The following is a 17347-nucleotide window of genomic DNA, read 5'->3' on the forward strand; positions in this document are numbered from 1 at the left end:
ATCCCGGCCCGATTTGGCTATTATTCTGGCCGTTTTTCCCTCCATTGAGCGTTTTATGTCCGCAGTCGATCTGGGCACCGCCCCTCTTTCCCGCCTCTTTTGGCGCTATGTCACCCCGACCGTGGCCGCCATGCTGGTCACCGGCATCTATGTCACCATCGATGGCATCTTTGTCGGCCATATTCTGGGGCAGGATGGCTTGGCCGGACTGATGCTCGCCTATCCCATCTGCGCCGTGCTCTACGCCGTTGGTGCGCTGATCGGCATGGGCTCCTCCTCGCTCGCTTCTTTCTATCTTGGCAAGGGGGAGCAAAAACGGGCGCGCCATATCGTCGGCAATGCACTGGTGATGGTGCTGGTGGCCGCGGCCGTGCTCGCCTTCATCGGCATCAACTATGGCGATGAGATGTTGGCCTGGATGGGGGCCGAAGGGGATATTTTTACCGCCGGTCTGGCCTATCTGCAGTGGTATGCCTGGCTCGGCGTCTTTGCCGTGCTCTCCATGGCCTTTACCGCCCTGCTGCGCAACGACGGGCGGCCGGGACTGACTACCTGGATTTTGGTCGGTGGCGGCCTGCTCAATGTGCTGCTCGACTATCTGCTGATGGCGGTCATTCCATGGGGGCTGGCGGGTGCCGCGATTGCCACCATGCTCTCCCAGGCGGTTACCGGTGGCCTCTGTCTGTGGCACTTCTTTACCCCGCGCAGCAAGTTGCGTATCGGTTGGGATACCCTGCTGCCCGACTGGCGGCTGATGCTGGAGACGGTGAAACTCGGCTTCTCCAGCTTCCTGATGTACCTCTACCTCTCGGTGGTGCTGGCGCTGCATAACAAGGCGTTGCTGGCTGTCGGCACCTCTTTGCATGTCGCTGCCTACGGGGTGATCAGCTATACCGAGGCCTTCTTCTATCTCATCTTTGAGGGGATCGCCATGGGGATCCAGCCCATCGCCAGCTTCAATGCCGGCGCGGGCAACTGGCAACGGGTGTTGCGGATCCGCAATCTGGCGCTGGGGGTGACCGTCGCCATCGCACTTTGTGGCATGGTGCCGCTCTACCTTTGGCCCGAGGGGGCTGTCTATCTCTTTGCTGGCGACAATGCGACTCTGCTGCCGGTGGCAACGCTCGGGATCTGGCTCTACTTTTGGGGGCTGCCGATGGAGGGATTGCTGCTGGTGGGCGCCACCTATTTTCAGGCGATCAACCGTCCCCGCATTGCCTCGTTGCTGACCGGTGGCAAGCTGCTGCTGATCGGTGGTTTCCTGTGGGGATTCTCGACCCTGTGGGGCGTGGCCGGGGTGTGGCTGGCACTGCCGACCTGCAGCACTCTGCTGGTGTTGCTGATGTGGCGGGCGATGCGTCAGGAGTCCGGCTCCCACACACCGGTCTAGTCAGAATACCGGGCGTTTTATACAACAAAGGCAGCCATTGGCTGCCTTTGTCATTATCAGGGCTTGAACGCACCGATAAAGATGGCGGGATCGACCCGGGTGTCGTTGAGGCTGACGTTCCAGTGCATATGGGGCCCGGTGGCGCGACCGGTTGAACCTACCCGTCCGACAATGCCGCCGCGCGGCAGGCTCTGGCCGAGTTTCACATCGATTTTCGACATGTGGCAGAACATGCTGATGAGCCCCTGACCGTGGTCGACAAAGACGGTATTGCCGTTGAAGAAGTAGTTGCCAATCAGGATCACCTTGCCGGCTGCGGGGGATTTGATCGGGGTGCCGGCTCCGACGGCGAAATCGAGCCCGGAGTGGGGATTGCGCTCCTCACCATTGAAGAAACGGCGCAGGCCAAACGGGCTCGACAGCGGGCCATCGACCGGCTTGTCGAACATCAGATTGCTCGGCTGGTTGGGACTAAAGGTTTGATAAGCACGTGTCTGTTCGGCCAGTTCACGGTTGATGCGGGTCATGTCTTCGGCGAGCGGATTGACCTGACGGCTGTTTTTTAGCTTGATGTGCTGCTCGCGGTAGTGCTTCGGTGTCACGGTGAAGGCGAGGGTGCGACCATCGCTTGTGGTCAGGTTTTGGGTACCAAGCGGGCTTTTGAGGGAGATGCCGACGATGGCGATCCACTGGCCATCTTCCTGCACGACCAATACGGGCTTGCCCTGATAATGGGCTTGTGGCGCCGGAGATGCCTTGCCAAGGGGGACGACGGCAACGCCGCCCGGCACCGGATGGTTGAGCAGACGGCTGATAAAACCTTCGGCAAGCGCCGACTGGCTGGCCAGCAATAACAACAGACAACACACAACTCTCATGACGATATCACTCGCTGTTAAAACGCCTCAGATGGCGGAAAGTGCGGCCCATGGACTGGCTGATTGGTCCGCGGGCGCAGGGAGACGATTTTGCCCTCTCTGCGTAGTTGCAGCCAGTGCCGGGTGATGAAAAGAGCGGACAATCGGGGTTGGCTGCGTCAGGTTTTATGTCGCTGACATCCCGCTTCGCCATTGAGTCACTGGTGTCCAGCCTCTAGAATCGGCATCCGGCACTGATGCCTGCGATACACCGAGGAGACGACATGAATGGATTATCCCCTTTGCGCCAAGCACCGGCCCGCCACCCGCTCAGCCGTGGCTGGGTCTGGGTTCGCAGCGGGTTCGATATCTTCAACAAGGGGATGGGTGCCAGCGTCGCCATGGTGGTGTTCTGGTTCGGCGTTGGCATGGTGCTCGACCTGCTGCCAGCCGGCGGGCTGATCTCCCAACTGCTCTATATGGTTTGGGGGGCGGGGTGGGCCGTCGTGGCAGCCAGGGGATACCGCGGTGAAGCGCTCAACTTCAACGACCTCTTTGCCGGTTTTCGCCACAAGCTGACCCCCCTGATGCTGGGTGGTCTGCTGGTCTTGGCACTTTTCACCCTGATTGGGCTGGTTTGCGTGGGGTTGCTCTCCATGTGGGGTCTGCTCTCGGTGTTGACTCAGGATCCCGATAGCATGGTGGTCTCTGCCCTGCAGGTGCAGCAGCTGTTGATCGTGCTGCTGGTGGGGATGGTGCTGGTTATTCCGGTGCTGATGGCGGTCACCTTTGCGCCGGCCCTCATCTATTTCCACGATATCGGTATTTTGCAGGCGGCTCGCCTCAGCTCTGCCGGTTGCTGGCGCAACATGTGGCCCTTCTTCTGGTGGGGGATCCTCTGCGCTATCCTGCTGCTCTTTGGTGCTGTGCTGCTACTGGTGGGTCTGCTGGTTGTGATCCCGGCGCTCAACTACTCCATCTATGTGGCGTACCGTGACATCTTCGTCGACGAAGAAGGGGAGGTGACGCCTCCGGTTACTCCGTTCGGTTTTGAAGCCTGACGCAGCCTTGAACAGCTGATTAAAGAAGGGGCCCTCTGTGGCCCCTTCTGCATTTGTTGGATGTTTCACTCCCGCCAAAGCGGGTCTGCCGCCATGCGGGCTAGCAGAAAATCGAGGAAGCTGCGCAGCAGCGGTGACATCTGCTTGCGGGTGGCATACACCCCGTAAACGCCGAGTCGCTTGGGCTGCCACTGGGTCAGCAGCGGGACCAGCTCTCCCCGCTCAAGATAGGGTTGGGCCGAGTAGCGTGGTTGCAGGCTGATCCCGGCACCGCCCAAGGTCGCCTCCAGCAACAGGTTGGAGATATTGGCACTCAGGTTGCCGCTGACCGGCACCGATTCGGGGCCGTCCGGGCCGTTGAACTCCCACAGACTCTTGCCGAAGTAGGTGTAGGTGAGGCAGTTGTGCAGCGCCAGATCCTGCACCTTTTGCGGTGCCGGGTGGTTGGCCAGATAGGCCGGGCTGGCGCAGACCACCGAATGGCAGGTGCCAAGTCGGCGAGCCACCAGATTGGGGTCGAGATCGTTGGTGATGCGCACGGCCAGATCGATCCGTTCCTCCACCAGATTGACGGTTCTGTCCAGCAGCAGGATATCGATGGCGGTGCCCGGGTATTGCGCCAGATAGTCGTTGGCCGCGCCAACCAGCAAGGCTTCCGAGAGGGAGTAACTGCTGGTGATCCGCAGTTGCCCCTTGGGGGCATCATCCCCCTTCACGGCGATCTGCTCCATCTCCTCTCCCAGCGCCAGCATGGCGCGGGCCCGGTTCAGCGCCTCCTCGCCCGGGCCGGTCAGGCTTAGACGCCGGGTGGTGCGATGCAGCAGCCGGGCCCCCATCCAGCTCTCCAGCTCAGCCAGGTAGCGCGACACCATGGCGCGCGACATATCCAGTTTCTCGCCAGCGCCACTCAGGCTCCCCTGTTCGACTACGCTGACGAAGACCCGTAAAGCGGTCAGTCGATCCATGTATGGCTCTCTATATGTTCGATTTGTGCAACAGTGATGCGCTGTTAGTGCTGTATTTGCACCTTAAGTGATCTAATAAACTCTGTCCATCAAATGAACCCCCGAATGATTAATGAGGAAAACATGATGAACAACCTGATCCGCAACCTGACTCTGACCACCACCCTGCTGAGTGGCGCCGTTCTGGCGGGCCCGCTGAGCGTGACCGTCTACAACCCCGGCGAAAAGGCGATCTTCCCGGTCTCCTCCTCGCTGGTAGCGGGCGATAAAGAGGCCATCCTGATCGACGCCCAGTTCGACGTACAGAATGGTCAGGCGCTGGTCGACATGATCAAGAAGAGTGGCAAGAAGCTGACCACCGTCTATATCAGCGCCGGTGACCCCGACTTCTACTTTGGTCTGGAGCCGGTACTGGCCGCCTTCCCGAACGTGAAGGTGCTGGCCGACCAGCACGTGGTCGACCACATCAAGGAGACCAAGGATGCCAAACTGGCTTACTGGGGACCGATCTTGGGCAAAGGGGCACCGAAGAGCCTGACCGTGCCGCAAGTGATGACTGCCAGCCAGCTGACCCTTGATGGTGAGAAGATCGAAATCAAAGAGATGAACACGCCGAATGCCTACCTCTGGGCACCTTCCATCAAGACCGCTTTTGGTGGTGTGCCGGTTTACCACGGTGTGCATGTCTGGATGGCCGACAGCCAGACCAAAGCGGCCCGCAGCAACTGGGTTCAGGCTCTCGACAAGCTGCTGGCGCTGAAACCCGAGCGTGTAGTGCCGGGCCACTTCCTGGGTGCTGAACCGAAAGGGAGCGAAGCTGTGACCTTTACCCGTGGCTATGTGCAGCATTTTGAGCAAGAGCTGGCGAAAGCGAAGAATTCTGGCCAGCTGATCGATAGCTTGAAGAAGGCCTACCCCTCCCTGCCGGTTGACGATGGTCTGGCCATCGGTGCCAAGGTCAATACCGGCGAGATGAAGTGGTAATTCACTGAGCCGTATCCCTGTGTTTTTTTACCGGGCCAGAGGGCCCGGTTTTTTATCCTGAATGTGAAGAGAGATACCATGAAGCAACAGAATCCCGTTCTCCATTATGTTTATGACCCCCTCTGTGGCTGGTGCTACGGTGCGGCGCCCCTGCTGCAAAGTGCGGCCACCATTACCGGGCTGAAGATTGAGCTCCATGCTGGCGGACTCTGGCTGGGTGTGCGTCGTCAGCCGATGGGCGAAGCGCTGCGCGACTACGTCCGGCCTCATGATCAGCGTATCGAAGCGCTGACCGGTCAGCCTTTTGGCGAGCGCTATTTCAATGATCTTCTGCTACGTGATGGCTGTTTGCTGGACTCCGAACCGCCGATCCGTGCGGTACTGGCAGTCACCACATTGGGTGGTGATGGCCTGACCATGCTGCACCGGATCCAGCAATCCCATTATCGGGACGGGATCTGGGTGGGCTCTGCCGAACATCTGGCCACGCTGGCTGCAGAGCAGGGGATCAGTGAAGAGGCGTTCCAGCAAGCCTATCTGCAGGCCCCTCTGCTGCAACATCTGGCTGACAGCCAGGGGTGGATGAAGAGGGTTGGTGGTCAGGGTTACCCCACGCTTGGGCTGGAGTGTGATGGCAAGCTGAGTCCTGTCCGAGTGTCCGACTTTTTGGGTGACCCTGCCGGGTTGCGTCAGCATCTGCTGGAGCTGATGAAATAGTTATTAAAGTGTGAACAGACAATGCACCTTTAGCGTGGAGGGGGCAGGCCGATATTCCGGTATGCAGCAGTGATATGAAACACTTCGATTTTCTGCTTGCAGGCTATGCTCTATATGACCATTCCCGAGGGATGTTGCGGGAGTGCAGACCTATTTCAAGGAACCCCTCCTATGTTCAAAAACATGTCTATCGGTCAGAAGCTGAGTGCTGGATTTGCCGTTCTGGCTTTGCTGGTGCTGGGCTTGGCCTGGTTCTCCATCAGCCAATTGGCCAAGCTTTATGATGATACTGAAACCATCACTACCAATTTGCTGCCCTCCACCCGTTATTCCAGCCAGATGCACGTGGCCATTCTGGATGCGCGTCGCTCCGAGCTGGCTCAGGTCATTGGCGGACTCAACAAGGATGCGCAGGAGGTGAGTGAACGGACGCTCACCTTCAACAAGGCCAAGCAGGAGTTTGAGACTGCGGCAGATAAATATGGTGCCTTGCCTTTCACCACCGATGAAGAGAAGCAAGTTTATGATCAACTCCGCAGTGCCGGAGCCAAGTACTTCTCGGTACACGAAGAGTTGATGAGCGCCTTTGCTGCCGGTGATCTGGATAAAGTCAGAAGCCTGCGCAAAAACGAGACCAGAGCTGCGTTGGAAGAGGTTGGGGCCAAATCCTATCGCCTGCGGGAGATCAACAATGAGATCGCCGAGCAGATGACCAAAGGGGTAGCCGATCTCTACGACAGTGCCAGAACCATGAGCATCGTCGTCAGCCTGATAACCCTTGGCTTTGTGGTTGTGATTGCCTGGTTGCTGACCGGCCAGATCCGCAATCCGGTGATGGCCCTCCTTGAGCAGACTCGCAGAGTCTCTGCCGGGGATCTCACCTCGCGTATCGATATGCAGCAGTTCAACAGCGACGAATTGGGTACGCTGGCCAAGGGGTTTGGCGAGATGCAGACCAATTTGCGAACTCTGGTCAGCGAAGTATCAGGTTCCGTGGTGCAACTGAGTTCGGCTGCCGAGGAGATTAGCTCGGTTGCCAGCCAGTCTGCCAACAATATGCATTCCCAGCAGCATGAGCTCAATCAGCTGGCAACGGCGATGAACGAGATGCAAGCTACGGTGCAGGAGGTATCGCGCAACACCAGCGATGCCGCCAGTGCGGCCACTTCTGCCAGTGAAACTGCTGAACTGGGGGCCAAGACGGTCAATGACTCCATCCAGCGCATCGAGCGGGTGGCGAGCGCTATCGAAAGTACGGCAGTGGTGATCCGCCAACTGGGTGATGACAGTCGCAACATTGGCATGGTGCTGGAAGTGATCCGCGGCATTGCCGAGCAGACCAACCTGCTGGCGCTTAACGCGGCTATTGAGGCTGCCCGTGCCGGTGAGCAGGGGCGCGGCTTTGCGGTGGTGGCGGACGAGGTGAGAACCCTGGCCAAACGCACTCAGGACTCCACTTCCCAGATCAACAACATCATCGCCGAGCTGCAACAGCGTGCCGAGCAGGCTGGCAGCACCATGCAGCAGAGCCAGGATCTGATGAATACCACTGTGGCCACGGCGCGGGAAGCCGGTGAGTCTATCTCCCAGATCAGCGGCTCGGTCAGCAGCATTTCTCACATGAATATCCAGATCGCGACAGCGACCGAAGAGCAGGGGGCGGTGAGCGAGGAGCTCAACCGCAACGTGGTCAATATCAGCCACGCCTCCGAGGAGGTCGCTTCCGGTGCAACCCAGATGGCGCAGGCGTGCAACGAACTGAACCATCTGGCGACCCAGTTGCAGGAGATGGTGCGCCGTTTCCGGGTTTGATGGTTATCAAGGCAAGGCCGACAACCGCAAGGTTGTCGGCCTTTTTTATTAACGTAGCAAGATGGCCTAAGCCCTGGGATGGCGATGACTTGTTCCTTGTGCGGATATTGGGCATTCTGTTGACCCATTTGCCGGGCAGGACTCTTGCTGTATGAACCTTCGTGATCTCGAATATCTGGTGGCACTGGATGAGGAAAAGCACTTTCGCAAGGCGGCCGAGCGCTGCTTTGTCAGTCAGCCAACCCTGAGTGGCCAGCTGCGCAAGCTGGAGGATGAACTCGGGGTGATCCTGATAGAGCGCACCTCACGCAAGGTTCTGTTTACCCCTGCAGGGGATGCCATGGCCCAGCAGGCGAGACGCGTGCTCAAGGAAGTGCGTGAGCTCAAGAGTATCGGCCAGCATTTTTCAGAACCTATGTCGGGGGAGATCCATATCGGATTTATCCCGACGGTGGGGCCTTACCTGTTGCCCCGTATCATTCAAGCCCTGCGTGAGAGCTTCCCCCAGCTGGAATTCTACCTCTATGAAGAGCAGACCCAGAGCTTGCTCAAGCGGCTGGAGGAGGGGGAGCTGGATTGCGTCATTCTGGCCGAGATGGCTGGCATGGAGGGCTTTGGCTCCATCCCGCTTTATCACGAGCCGATGTGGCTGGCAGTGCCTTGCCAGCACCCGGAGGTAAGATCCAAAGAGGTGCCGCTCGGGCATCTCAAGGGTAAAAAGCTGCTGATGCTGGAGGATGGCCACTGCCTGCGAGATCAAGCCATGGGCTTCTGCTTTGCCGGCGGCATCGGTGAGGATCAGCGGTTCAAGGGGACCAGTCTGGAGACGCTGCGCAACATGGTGGCTGCTGGTAGTGGCATGACCCTAATCCCCCGTCTGGCTGTGCCTGCCGATCGTGATGAAGGGGGCGTCAGTTATCGACCAGTCATTGATCCGGTTCCCGGGCGGACTATCTCTTTGCTTTACCGTCACTACTCGGTACGTCGCCCATGTTTCAATGAACTGGCAACCAAAATTGCGGGCTTGATGAAGGTCGCTCTGGCGCAATAAAAAAACCGGCAGCGCAGGCTGCCGGTTTGATTTGAACCATTGAGCTGATTTAGAAGATATCGTCGGTGGAGACGGGACCTTCTACATTCGGGTTATCGCCGCCATACACCTGATTGCCATCAGAGGTCGGTGTCGCATAGCGGGTCGGTTCGGTTCCTTCCTTGAAGTATTCATCGGTACCGCCACCCGTGGCCAGCAGTCCTGTCTCACTGTCAATCTTGACGGTCATGATCCCTTCCGGCACCGGCATCTTGTGCTCGGGGATATTCTTGAGCGCCACCTTCATGAAGTCGATCCAGATAGGCTGAGCAGCGCCACCGCCAAACTCGGCACGGCCCAGACCGCGCTGGTGGTTGTCGAACCCGATCCAGGATGTGGCGACAATATCCGGGGTATAGCCGGAGAACCAGGCATCACGAGATTCGTTGGTGGTACCGGTTTTACCGGAAATATCGTGACGCTTGAGGTCACGCGCTGCACGCCAGCCGGTACCGCGCCAGCCGTTGCCACCCCAGATGGCGGTGCTCAGGGTATCGGTAATGAGGAAAGAACTCTGGGCACTGATGGTATGCGGAGCTATAGCAGTAGTTGCACTGGGTGCTGCTCCTTCAGTGGCAGGTGCAGTTTGTACGGTCTGTTGCTGCGGGTCACTCTGCTGTTCGCAGGTAGTGCAGGCGATCGCCGGATTGGCTTGATAGAGGGTGTTCTCCTGGCTGTCGGTTACCTTGTCGATAAAGTAAGGGGTGACCAGGAAACCGCCGTTGGCCAGGACTGAGTAGCCGCGCACCACTTCAAGAGGCGTGAATTCGGCAGCGCCCAGTGCCAATGCTTCATGAGGTGAAATGAAGTCACGCGGGAAACCGAAGCGGGTCAGGCCGTCGATATAGGTATCGAGGCCAATGGCGCGCATCAGGCGTACTGACATGACGTTCTTGGACTTGGCGAGCCCCAAACGAAGCGGTGTCGGGCCATCGTAGACGGCAGGCGAGTTTTTGGGTTGCCACATCGGCCCCTTGGAGGGATCCCACTGGTTGATCGGTGCGTCGTTGATAAGTGACGCTAGGGTATAACCATGCTCCAGCGCGGTGGCATAGAGGAAAGGCTTGATGTTGGAACCAATCTGGCGACGCGCCTGATCAACCCGGTTGAACTTGGAGAGTTCGAAGCTGAAGCCACCGACCAGCGCTTCCAGCGCACCATTTTTCGGGTTCATGGCAACCAGTGCCGCGTTGACGTCCGGGATTTGAGCCAGCAGCAGCTCTTCGCCCTGCTCGCGAACCCAGATCCGGGCGCCCACTTTCAACACATCCCGTGCGGATTTGGGGGCATAGCCCTGGCGGTCGTCGGTAATAAAGGCGCGAGCCCATTTGATGCCGTTCCAGCCAAGGGTGGCTTCTTTGCCATTTTTCAGCACCAGGGTGGCATTACGGTCATCCAGCTTGGTGACGACGGCAGCCATCAGCGGATCATAGGTAGGCTGTTTGGCCAGATGGGCGACGATCTGCTCGTAGTCCCAGCTCGGCTCGCCAGCTTTCCACAATTGTTCGCTCGGACCGCGGTAGCCGTGGCGCATGTCATAGGCAAAGACACCGTCCAGCAGGGCCTGTCTGGCCGCGCGCTGACGTTCGGCAGAGACTGTGGTGTAGACATGCAGGCCCATGGTGTAGGCATCTTCACCAAACTGCTCGACCATTTTCTGGCGCACCATCTCACCCAGATAGGGGGCATGCAGGGTCACTTCGGCGCCGTGATAACGAGCCTTGATCGGCATCTTGGAGGCTTCGTCAAACTGGGCCTGAGTGATCTTGCCTGTCTCCAGCATCCGACCCAGTACCACATTGCGGCGTGCAAATGCGCGCTCCGGCGAACGGATTGGGTTGAGCATGGAGGGGGCTTTTGGCAGACCGGCGATGATGGCGATCTCGTCGAGTCCCAAATCTTTTACTTCTTTGCCGAAGTAGACCTGGGCGGCTGCGCCGACACCAAATGCACGGTAGCCAAGGGGAATCTTGTTGAGATAGAGCTCGAGGATCTCGTCTTTGGAGAGGTTTTGCTCAATCCGCCAGGCAAGGAAGACCTCCTTGATCTTGCGGATCAAGGTTTTCTCGTTGCTCAGGAAGAAGTTGCGGGCAACCTGCTGGGTGATGGTACTGGCACCCTGACGGGCTTGGCCGGAGACAGCCCAGACAGTTGCTGCGCGCAGGATGCCGATGGGGTCGATTCCCGGGTGCTCATAGAAGCGGGCATCTTCCGTTGCCAGCACTGCATCGATCATCGGCTTTGGAATTTCATCCAGACGCAACGGAATGCGACGGATCTCGCCATATTGGGCGATCAACTCGCCATCACGACTATAGACCCGCATCGGAGTTGCCAGTTTGACGTCACGCAGTGCGGTAACGTCTGGCAGTTGAGGCTTGATGTAGAAGTAGATACCGATGAGGCTGGCAACACCCAGCACAGCACCCAGCATCATGACAATAAACAGGCGAACGAGCCATTTCAGCATGGAAGAACTACCAATCGTCTTAAAATTAGCCAACGGGCGCAGAGTATAGCCCTTTTGCTATCTGGAATTCGAGGTTTTCCTGTGGCGAGCCACCCACCTCGAAGGATGCGAGAGGTTAGCACTCCGGGGCGCAATAACCAAGGAGACGCCTTCCGATTAAGAAAGCGAGGCAAGTCACTTTTCGGTATAAACTTTATGACATTGATAGATAGAGCATTTAGGATAGCCAAAGACCTCTTCGGGTGGGCTGTCCTACACTCAACCCAGAAACCAAACCCAATAACGCATGGATGTGTATATGTTTGGGCTATTCAACAAGGGATCCCTCCTCCCGTTGGTGGGCGTTGATTTTGGCAGTCAGACCATCAAGGCGGTCACCCTCAGTGGACGTCCCGGCAAGCTGCATATCGATTCCGTCGCAGATATCGTTACCCCGAAGGGGACGCTGGTGGATTACCAGTTGCAGGATATCGAGCGAGTCAGCCAGTCCCTCAAAAGTCTTAAACGCCTGCTCCCCGGTAACAGTGACTATGCCGCCACGGCTGTGACGGGTTCCAATGTGATCACCAAAGTTATTCAACTTGATGCCGCTCTCAGCGACAAGGAGCTGGAGAATCAGGTTCAGCTCGAGGCCGAGCAAATCATTCCCTTTCCGCTTGATGAGGTCAGCCTCGATTTTGAGGTGCTGGGTAATAGCCTTAACAACGAAGAACGTCTTGATGTGCTGCTGAGTGCAGCACGAACCGAAAGTGTGAATGGCAGGGTTAGTGCGCTTTCAGAGTCAGGTTTTATGGTCAAAGTGGTTGATATCGGGTCACACGCACTGGGACGTGCTGTGGTGACTTGTCTGCCTGAGCTGCTGGAAAACGAACGGCCTGTGGGGGTAATTGATATCGGTGCCAGCTCAATGACCTTTGCAGCCCTAGTTAAGGGAGAGGTTATCTACTCCCGGCTGCAAAACTTCGGTGGCGATCAATATAGCCAGGCACTCTCCTCCTTTTATGGCATGACGCTGGAAGAAGCAGAGCAGGCCAAGACCAAGGGCACGCTACCGGTGGATCACGAGCTGGATGTGCTGATGCCCCATATCAACTCACTGCTTCAGCAGGTTCGCCGCAATATTCAGCTCTTTTGCAGCTCTTCCGGCTATCGGGAAGTATCCAGGCTGGTGTTGAGCGGTGGAGGGAGCTTGTTGCCGGGTCTGGTGGTGCAGCTGAAAGAGGAAGTCAACTGCGAGGTATTGCACCCGGATCTCTTTGCCTTGTTTGGCAAACCCAAAAGTGAAGTCGAACAGTCACATGGTGCGAAATATATGACTGCGTTCGGGCTGGCCTTGAGGAGCTTCACTCCATGTCAAATATAAACCTCCTGCCCTGGCGCGAGGTACGAGCACAGCGCCAGAAGAAACAGTTCGGTGTCTTACTGGGAGCCTTTGTGCTGGCGACGGTTGCACTTGGCTTTTTTGTCGACTGGTTGGTTGAACATCAGGTGGGCTCACAGCAGCAGCGAAATCAGCGTCTTGTTCAGGAGATGGCTATTTTGGATGCGCATCTGGGAGAGATCCGGTTGCTCAAGGAGCGGCGCAAAGAGCTGATCGACAGAATGCAACTGATTGAGCAGTTGCAGATGCGCCGGAACTTGCCGGTTCGCCTCTTCAACCAACTGCCATCTTTGGTGCCTAACGGGGTTTATCTGAATACTCTCGCCTTGCAGAACAATACGATAGATGTAAATGGCAAGACGGAGGCATATGGTCGGGTAGCCAGCATGATGCGCAGGATTGATGCTTCCGGTTGGCTGGGACAGTCCAAGATCAGCACTATTTTTACTGCCGACGTTGAGCCTGTTTCCCTCAGTCAGTTTTCCATGATGTTCCTTATCGCCAACAATGCGGCAGCTGCCGATGATGCGAACAAGGAGAAAAAATGAATCTGCAGCAACTCAATGAGCTGGATTTCAACAACATAGCGAGCTGGCCCAAGGCTGCAAAAGTGATCTTTATTCTGTTTTGCTGTGTGTTGACTGGTGGGCTCCTCTACTACTACGTGATAGCCAATTCACTGGCTGTGCTGACACAAGAAACGGAGAAGGAGACTGAACTGAAGTCTCAGTTTGAGAGCAAAGCGATGCTTGCTGCGAACTTGGGGGTATACAAGGCTCAGATGGTTGAGCTGGAACATCTGGTTGATACCCAGCTAAAGCAGCTGCCCAATACCCATGAAGTAGCGGGGTTGCTGGATGACATCAGTTTTATTGCCACTGACAACGGCTTGAAGCTGAATCGAATTAATTGGGAACCTGAAGTGAAACACGAATTTTCGACCGAGCTTCCCATGCGTATCGAGGTGGTAGGAACCTATCATGAACTTGGCAAGTTCACGGCTGACATGGCGGCGTTACCTCGTATCGTCATCCTCGACTCCTTTACGCTCGATCAGAACAAGGATTCGGGAGACCTGATCTCGATGTCGATGCTGGCCAAGACCTACAAATATAACGGCAAAACAGTGGGGTCCAAATAATGAAGCGTATCTGCTGGTTGTTACCTGCTCTCCTGTTGGCGGGGTGTGGTGGCCAGGAGGACATGGATTCCTATATTGCCGACGTCAAAGCAAGGCCACCGATCCCCATTGAGCCATTGCCGGAGCTCAAGCCATTTTCTCCCATGCACTACCAACAACAGGAGTTGCGTAGTCCCTTCATAATGCCTCAGCCCGAGGCGAGCAGTGGGGCAGAGAATAGTGCCAAGCTAAAGCCTGATTGTGCACAAGTAGTAAGCGATCGGGAAAAAGAGGTGCTGGAGAATTACTCGTTAGCCAGCCTGTCGATGCAAGGTTCATTGGCCAAGGCCGGGCAATTGTGGGCGTTGATCCGAACTCCCGATGGCCAGTCTATGCGGGTCGGGCTAAACCAGTATATGGGGCTTGATCAGGGGCGGGTCATCAAAATTACCGATACTGCAGTGGATTTGCTGGAAACCATACCGGATGGGAAGGGGTGCTGGGTAACAAGAGAAACCCAGTTGGCCATGGCCAATACGCAGGCAAAACAATAATCAGGGATGAGCAGCAATGAGAAGAACAATGGAACATGTAACCAAGGTGGCCCTGCTGTTTTGTGCCAGTGCCTTTACTCAGGCCTGGGCGGCTGCAACCCTGCAAGAGATCAAGGTCAATCCTCTGCTTGCTGACCAACTGCAGCTTGAATTGAGTTTTAGTGAACCAGTCAGCAGTTTTACCGATCGCCTCTCCTACCAACCCAATCAACTGCTGTTACATATTCCCGGTGCAGTCGGTGCCCTCAAGGTCAATCCGTTACCGATCCAGAGACAGGGGGTTGATAACATCAAGGTGGAGGGTAAAGGAGCCGGACTGGATATCAAGATCGCTCTTGATCAGCTGGCCCCCTACCAGGTACAGCAGCAGGGCAGCAAATTGCTGGTATCGCTGGGGGAGGGGGCATCAACGGCGTCTTTTAATGCACAGAGTGCTCTGCTGACCTCAGCTGCGCCACCTGCTTCCACTTCAGTAACGCCTGTCACCACATCGGCATTGATCAATTCCAACGTTGTAGCTAGTTCGCAGTCTGTTCAACCGCAGGCTATGCCTGTTGCCTCAACGTCCTCAGCCAAACCCGTTCTCAATAATTATCAGAACAGTGGCAGTGGCGCCTATTTCAATACGGTAACTGGCGTTGATTTTCGTCGTGGCAAGGATGGTCAGGGCGAGTTTCTGGTGACACTGGACAACAGCTCAGCAGCGGTGGATGTGAGCAGTCGTGGCCAGACTGTGATGGCCAAATTCCACGGTACCAGCGTGCCTGACGGCTTGCTCAACCTTATCAATGTGCAGGATTTCGCGACCCCGGTTTCTCAGGTCGAAGTGTCCCGTCAGGGCAGTGATACCCTGTTCGAGTTATCGGTAAATGGTCAGTTTGATTATCGTTATGATCAGGCAGACAAAATGTTCATTATCGAGGTGAAAAAGCGCACGGCTGCGGCTGGTTCCAAGCAGTATCAAGGAAAACCCATCTCATTGAACTTTCAGGATATTCCTGTAAGGACCGTGCTGCAGCTCATTGCTGACTTCAATAACCTCAATCTGGTTACCACCGATTCTGTATCCGGTAACATCACGCTGCGTCTTGATGGCGTACCCTGGGAGCAGGCACTCGATATCATCCTGAAGGTGCGTGGGCTGGATAAGCGGTTGGACAACAATATTCTGCTGGTTGCCCCTGCTGACGAGATTGCCACCCGTGAAAAACAGCAACTGGAGAGTCGCAACCAGGTTGCCGATCTGGCACCGCTTTACACCGAATATCTGCAGATCAACTATGCCAAAGCATCTGAAGTCGCAGCATTGCTCTCTTCCCAGAGCACCAAGCTGCTCTCGTCCCGCGGTGCGGTCAGTGTGGACGAGCGTACCAACGTGCTGGTGGTGAAGGATACGGCTGAGGTGATCAGCAATATCAAGCGAATGCTGGATATTCTCGATATACCGGTCAAGCAGGTCGTTATTGAAGCTCGCATGGTGACCATTGACGACGGCTTTGACGAGGCTCTCGGTGTGCGTTGGGGCGTGACCAAAAATGATGGCCATGGCAACAGCACCTCGGGCTCCATCGAAGGGAATGATACTTCGGGTAACAACAATGGCACATCGACTATTACCAGACCCACGACTGATGATCGCATGAACGTCAATCTACCTGTGACCAACGCCGCTGGCACACTGGCCTTCCAGGTGGCTCGTCTGGCCGATGGCACGCTTCTGGACCTTGAACTCTCTGCGCTGGAGAAGGAGAGCAAGGCCGAAATCATCGCAAGCCCCCGGGTGACAACAGCCAACCAGAAACCGGCGCTAATTGAGCAGGGTACCGAGATCCCCTATGTAGAATCATCTTCCAGTGGTGCCACCTCTGTGACCTTCAAGAAGGCTGTGTTGAGTCTGAAGGTGACTCCGCAGATCACTCCTGACAATCGGGTGATCCTCGATCTGACCGTGACGCAGGATACCAAGGGTGAGACAGTGCCGACTGGCACAGGCGATGCGGTATCCATCAACGCCCAGTCCATCACTACTCAGGTGCTGGTGAATAATGGTGAGACACTGGTACTTGGCGGTATCTATCAACAGACTATCAAGAGCGATGTGACCAAGGTGCCGCTACTGGGTGATATTCCCGGATTGGGGGCCCTGTTTCGCAAGACAACCAGCGAGAACAAAAAGCGTGAGCTGCTGATTTTCGTGACACCCAAGATAGTCACCGACGCTTTTTGAATGCTTTACATGTGAGGGTAAAACACATATAACCTTACGCCCCGACAAGGCTGGGGCGTAAGGGCTGCGGTTGCCAGTCCCGATTTCTATTGAGATAATCCCCCACCTGATCCATCGCAAGATAAGGTTCACAGGTACCCCGATCCAGTATTTATCGGGGTCGTACAGTTTGTAATTACTAACGAAAAGACATGGCTGAGAAACGCAATATTTTCCTGATAGGTCCCATGGGTGCGGGCAAGAGCACCATAGGTAGACATCTGGCAGAACAACTGCACATGGAGTTTTTCGACTCAGATCATGAGATTGAGCGCCGCAGTGGTGCTGATATCAGCTGGGTGTTCGATGTTGAAGGCGAAGAGGGTTTTCGGATCCGCGAAGAGAAGGTGATCGGCGAGCTGTCCGAACAGCAGGGTATCGTGCTGGCGACCGGTGGCGGTGCCATCAAGAGTCGTGAAACTCGCAATAAACTCTCTGCTCGTGGCATCGTGGTCTACCTCGAAACCACCATTGAAAAGCAGCTGGCGCGTACACAACGCGACAAGCGTCGCCCTCTGCTGCAGACCGAGGAGCCAGCTCGTGAAGTGCTTGAGCGTCTGGCACAAGAGCGTAATGCCCTGTATGAAGAGGTTGCAGACTTTGTTGTGCATACCGATGAGCAGAGTGCAAAAGTGGTTGCCAATCAAATCGTCAAGCTGATCGGTATGTAAACAAGAGGA

15 protein-coding genes are annotated in these 17347 nt (G+C 56.3%); 12 read left to right on the plus strand and 3 right to left on the minus strand.

Annotation, left to right across the window (positions count from 1 at the left end; genetic code table 11):
* Positions 1 to 55: 55 nt before the first annotated feature.
* Positions 56 to 1390 (plus strand): MATE family efflux transporter, encoded by a 1335-nt coding sequence (locus NOM67_RS15135; protein ID WP_198037960.1) that lies wholly within the window; start codon positions 56 to 58, stop codon positions 1388 to 1390.
* Positions 1391 to 1446: 56 nt separating this feature from the next.
* On the opposite strand, the gene NOM67_RS15140 is transcribed toward NOM67_RS15135, so the two are convergent.
* Positions 1447 to 2268, minus strand: a complete 822-nt coding sequence (locus NOM67_RS15140) for a M23 family metallopeptidase (protein WP_041210009.1) — start codon at positions 2266 to 2268, stop codon at positions 1447 to 1449.
* Positions 2269 to 2531: 263 nt separating this feature from the next.
* On the opposite strand from NOM67_RS15140, the gene NOM67_RS15145 reads away from it, so the two are divergent.
* The gene (locus NOM67_RS15145) at positions 2532 to 3308 is read left to right on the plus strand and encodes a BPSS1780 family membrane protein (protein ID WP_255938389.1); all 777 of its coding nucleotides are present in this window, start codon (positions 2532 to 2534) and stop codon (positions 3306 to 3308) included.
* A 65-nt stretch (positions 3309 to 3373) separates the two neighbouring features.
* Here NOM67_RS15145 and NOM67_RS15150 read toward each other — a convergent pair whose 3' ends face one another.
* Positions 3374 to 4273: a LysR family transcriptional regulator gene (locus tag NOM67_RS15150; protein ID WP_041210011.1), complete on the minus strand. Its 900-nt coding sequence runs from the start codon at positions 4271 to 4273 to the stop codon at positions 3374 to 3376.
* Positions 4274 to 4396: 123 nt separating this feature from the next.
* Here NOM67_RS15150 and NOM67_RS15155 point away from each other — a divergent pair, with 123 nt between their 5' ends.
* The 4 genes from NOM67_RS15155 to oxyR all read left to right on the plus strand — a co-directional run bounded on the left by NOM67_RS15155 (position 4397) and on the right by oxyR (position 8837).
* Positions 4397 to 5257: a Vmh family MBL fold metallo-hydrolase gene (locus NOM67_RS15155; protein ID WP_255938392.1), complete on the plus strand. Its 861-nt coding sequence runs from the start codon at positions 4397 to 4399 to the stop codon at positions 5255 to 5257.
* A 78-nt stretch (positions 5258 to 5335) separates the two neighbouring features.
* A complete protein-coding gene (locus NOM67_RS15160; RefSeq protein ID WP_255938394.1) occupies positions 5336 to 5974 on the plus strand; it encodes a DsbA family protein in 639 nt (212 codons plus the stop codon).
* A gap of 171 nt (positions 5975 to 6145) precedes the next feature.
* Positions 6146 to 7786: a methyl-accepting chemotaxis protein gene (locus tag NOM67_RS15165; protein ID WP_255938396.1), complete on the plus strand. Its 1641-nt coding sequence runs from the start codon at positions 6146 to 6148 to the stop codon at positions 7784 to 7786.
* Positions 7787 to 7937: 151 nt separating this feature from the next.
* On the plus strand, positions 7938 to 8837 hold the full coding sequence (gene oxyR / locus NOM67_RS15170; RefSeq protein ID WP_255938398.1) for a DNA-binding transcriptional regulator OxyR: 900 nt from the start codon (positions 7938 to 7940) through the stop codon (positions 8835 to 8837).
* Positions 8838 to 8886: 49 nt separating this feature from the next.
* Here the strand turns inward: oxyR and NOM67_RS15175 are convergent, their stop codons facing one another.
* Positions 8887 to 11346 (minus strand): penicillin-binding protein 1A, encoded by a 2460-nt coding sequence (locus NOM67_RS15175; protein ID WP_255938400.1) that lies wholly within the window; start codon positions 11344 to 11346, stop codon positions 8887 to 8889.
* 298 nt (positions 11347 to 11644) lie between these two features.
* Between NOM67_RS15175 and tapM the strand changes: the two genes are divergently transcribed.
* The 6 genes from tapM (at position 11645) to aroK (ending at position 17338) form a co-directional block, all read left to right on the plus strand.
* Positions 11645 to 12709: a PilM family type IVa pilus assembly protein TapM gene (tapM, locus tag NOM67_RS15180; protein ID WP_276571744.1), complete on the plus strand. Its 1065-nt coding sequence runs from the start codon at positions 11645 to 11647 to the stop codon at positions 12707 to 12709.
* On the plus strand, positions 12697 to 13275 hold the full coding sequence (tapN, locus tag NOM67_RS15185; protein WP_041210017.1) for a PilN family type IV pilus biogenesis protein TapN: 579 nt from the start codon (positions 12697 to 12699) through the stop codon (positions 13273 to 13275). Before tapM ends, tapN begins: the two co-directional genes overlap by 13 nt.
* Positions 13272 to 13868 (plus strand): PilO family type IV pilus biogenesis protein TapO, encoded by a 597-nt coding sequence (tapO, locus tag NOM67_RS15190; protein WP_033112649.1) that lies wholly within the window; start codon positions 13272 to 13274, stop codon positions 13866 to 13868. The genes tapN and tapO overlap by 4 nt, the downstream gene beginning before the upstream one ends.
* The gene (locus NOM67_RS15195; RefSeq protein WP_156853135.1) at positions 13868 to 14401 is read left to right on the plus strand and encodes a pilus assembly protein PilP; all 534 of its coding nucleotides are present in this window, start codon (positions 13868 to 13870) and stop codon (positions 14399 to 14401) included. The genes tapO and NOM67_RS15195 overlap by 1 nt, the downstream gene beginning before the upstream one ends.
* A gap of 16 nt (positions 14402 to 14417) precedes the next feature.
* On the plus strand, positions 14418 to 16628 hold the full coding sequence (locus NOM67_RS15200; RefSeq protein ID WP_255938405.1) for a type IV pilus secretin PilQ: 2211 nt from the start codon (positions 14418 to 14420) through the stop codon (positions 16626 to 16628).
* Positions 16629 to 16819: 191 nt separating this feature from the next.
* Positions 16820 to 17338 carry a shikimate kinase AroK gene (aroK, locus tag NOM67_RS15205; RefSeq protein ID WP_033113859.1) on the plus strand — a complete coding sequence of 173 codons (519 nt, stop codon included), beginning with the start codon at positions 16820 to 16822 and terminating at the stop codon, positions 17336 to 17338.
* The last annotated feature ends 9 nt before the right edge of the window (positions 17339 to 17347 follow it).

The organism is Aeromonas sp. SG16, from assembly GCF_024436135.1.
Taxonomy (GTDB): Bacteria; Pseudomonadota; Gammaproteobacteria; order Enterobacterales; family Aeromonadaceae; genus Aeromonas; species Aeromonas jandaei.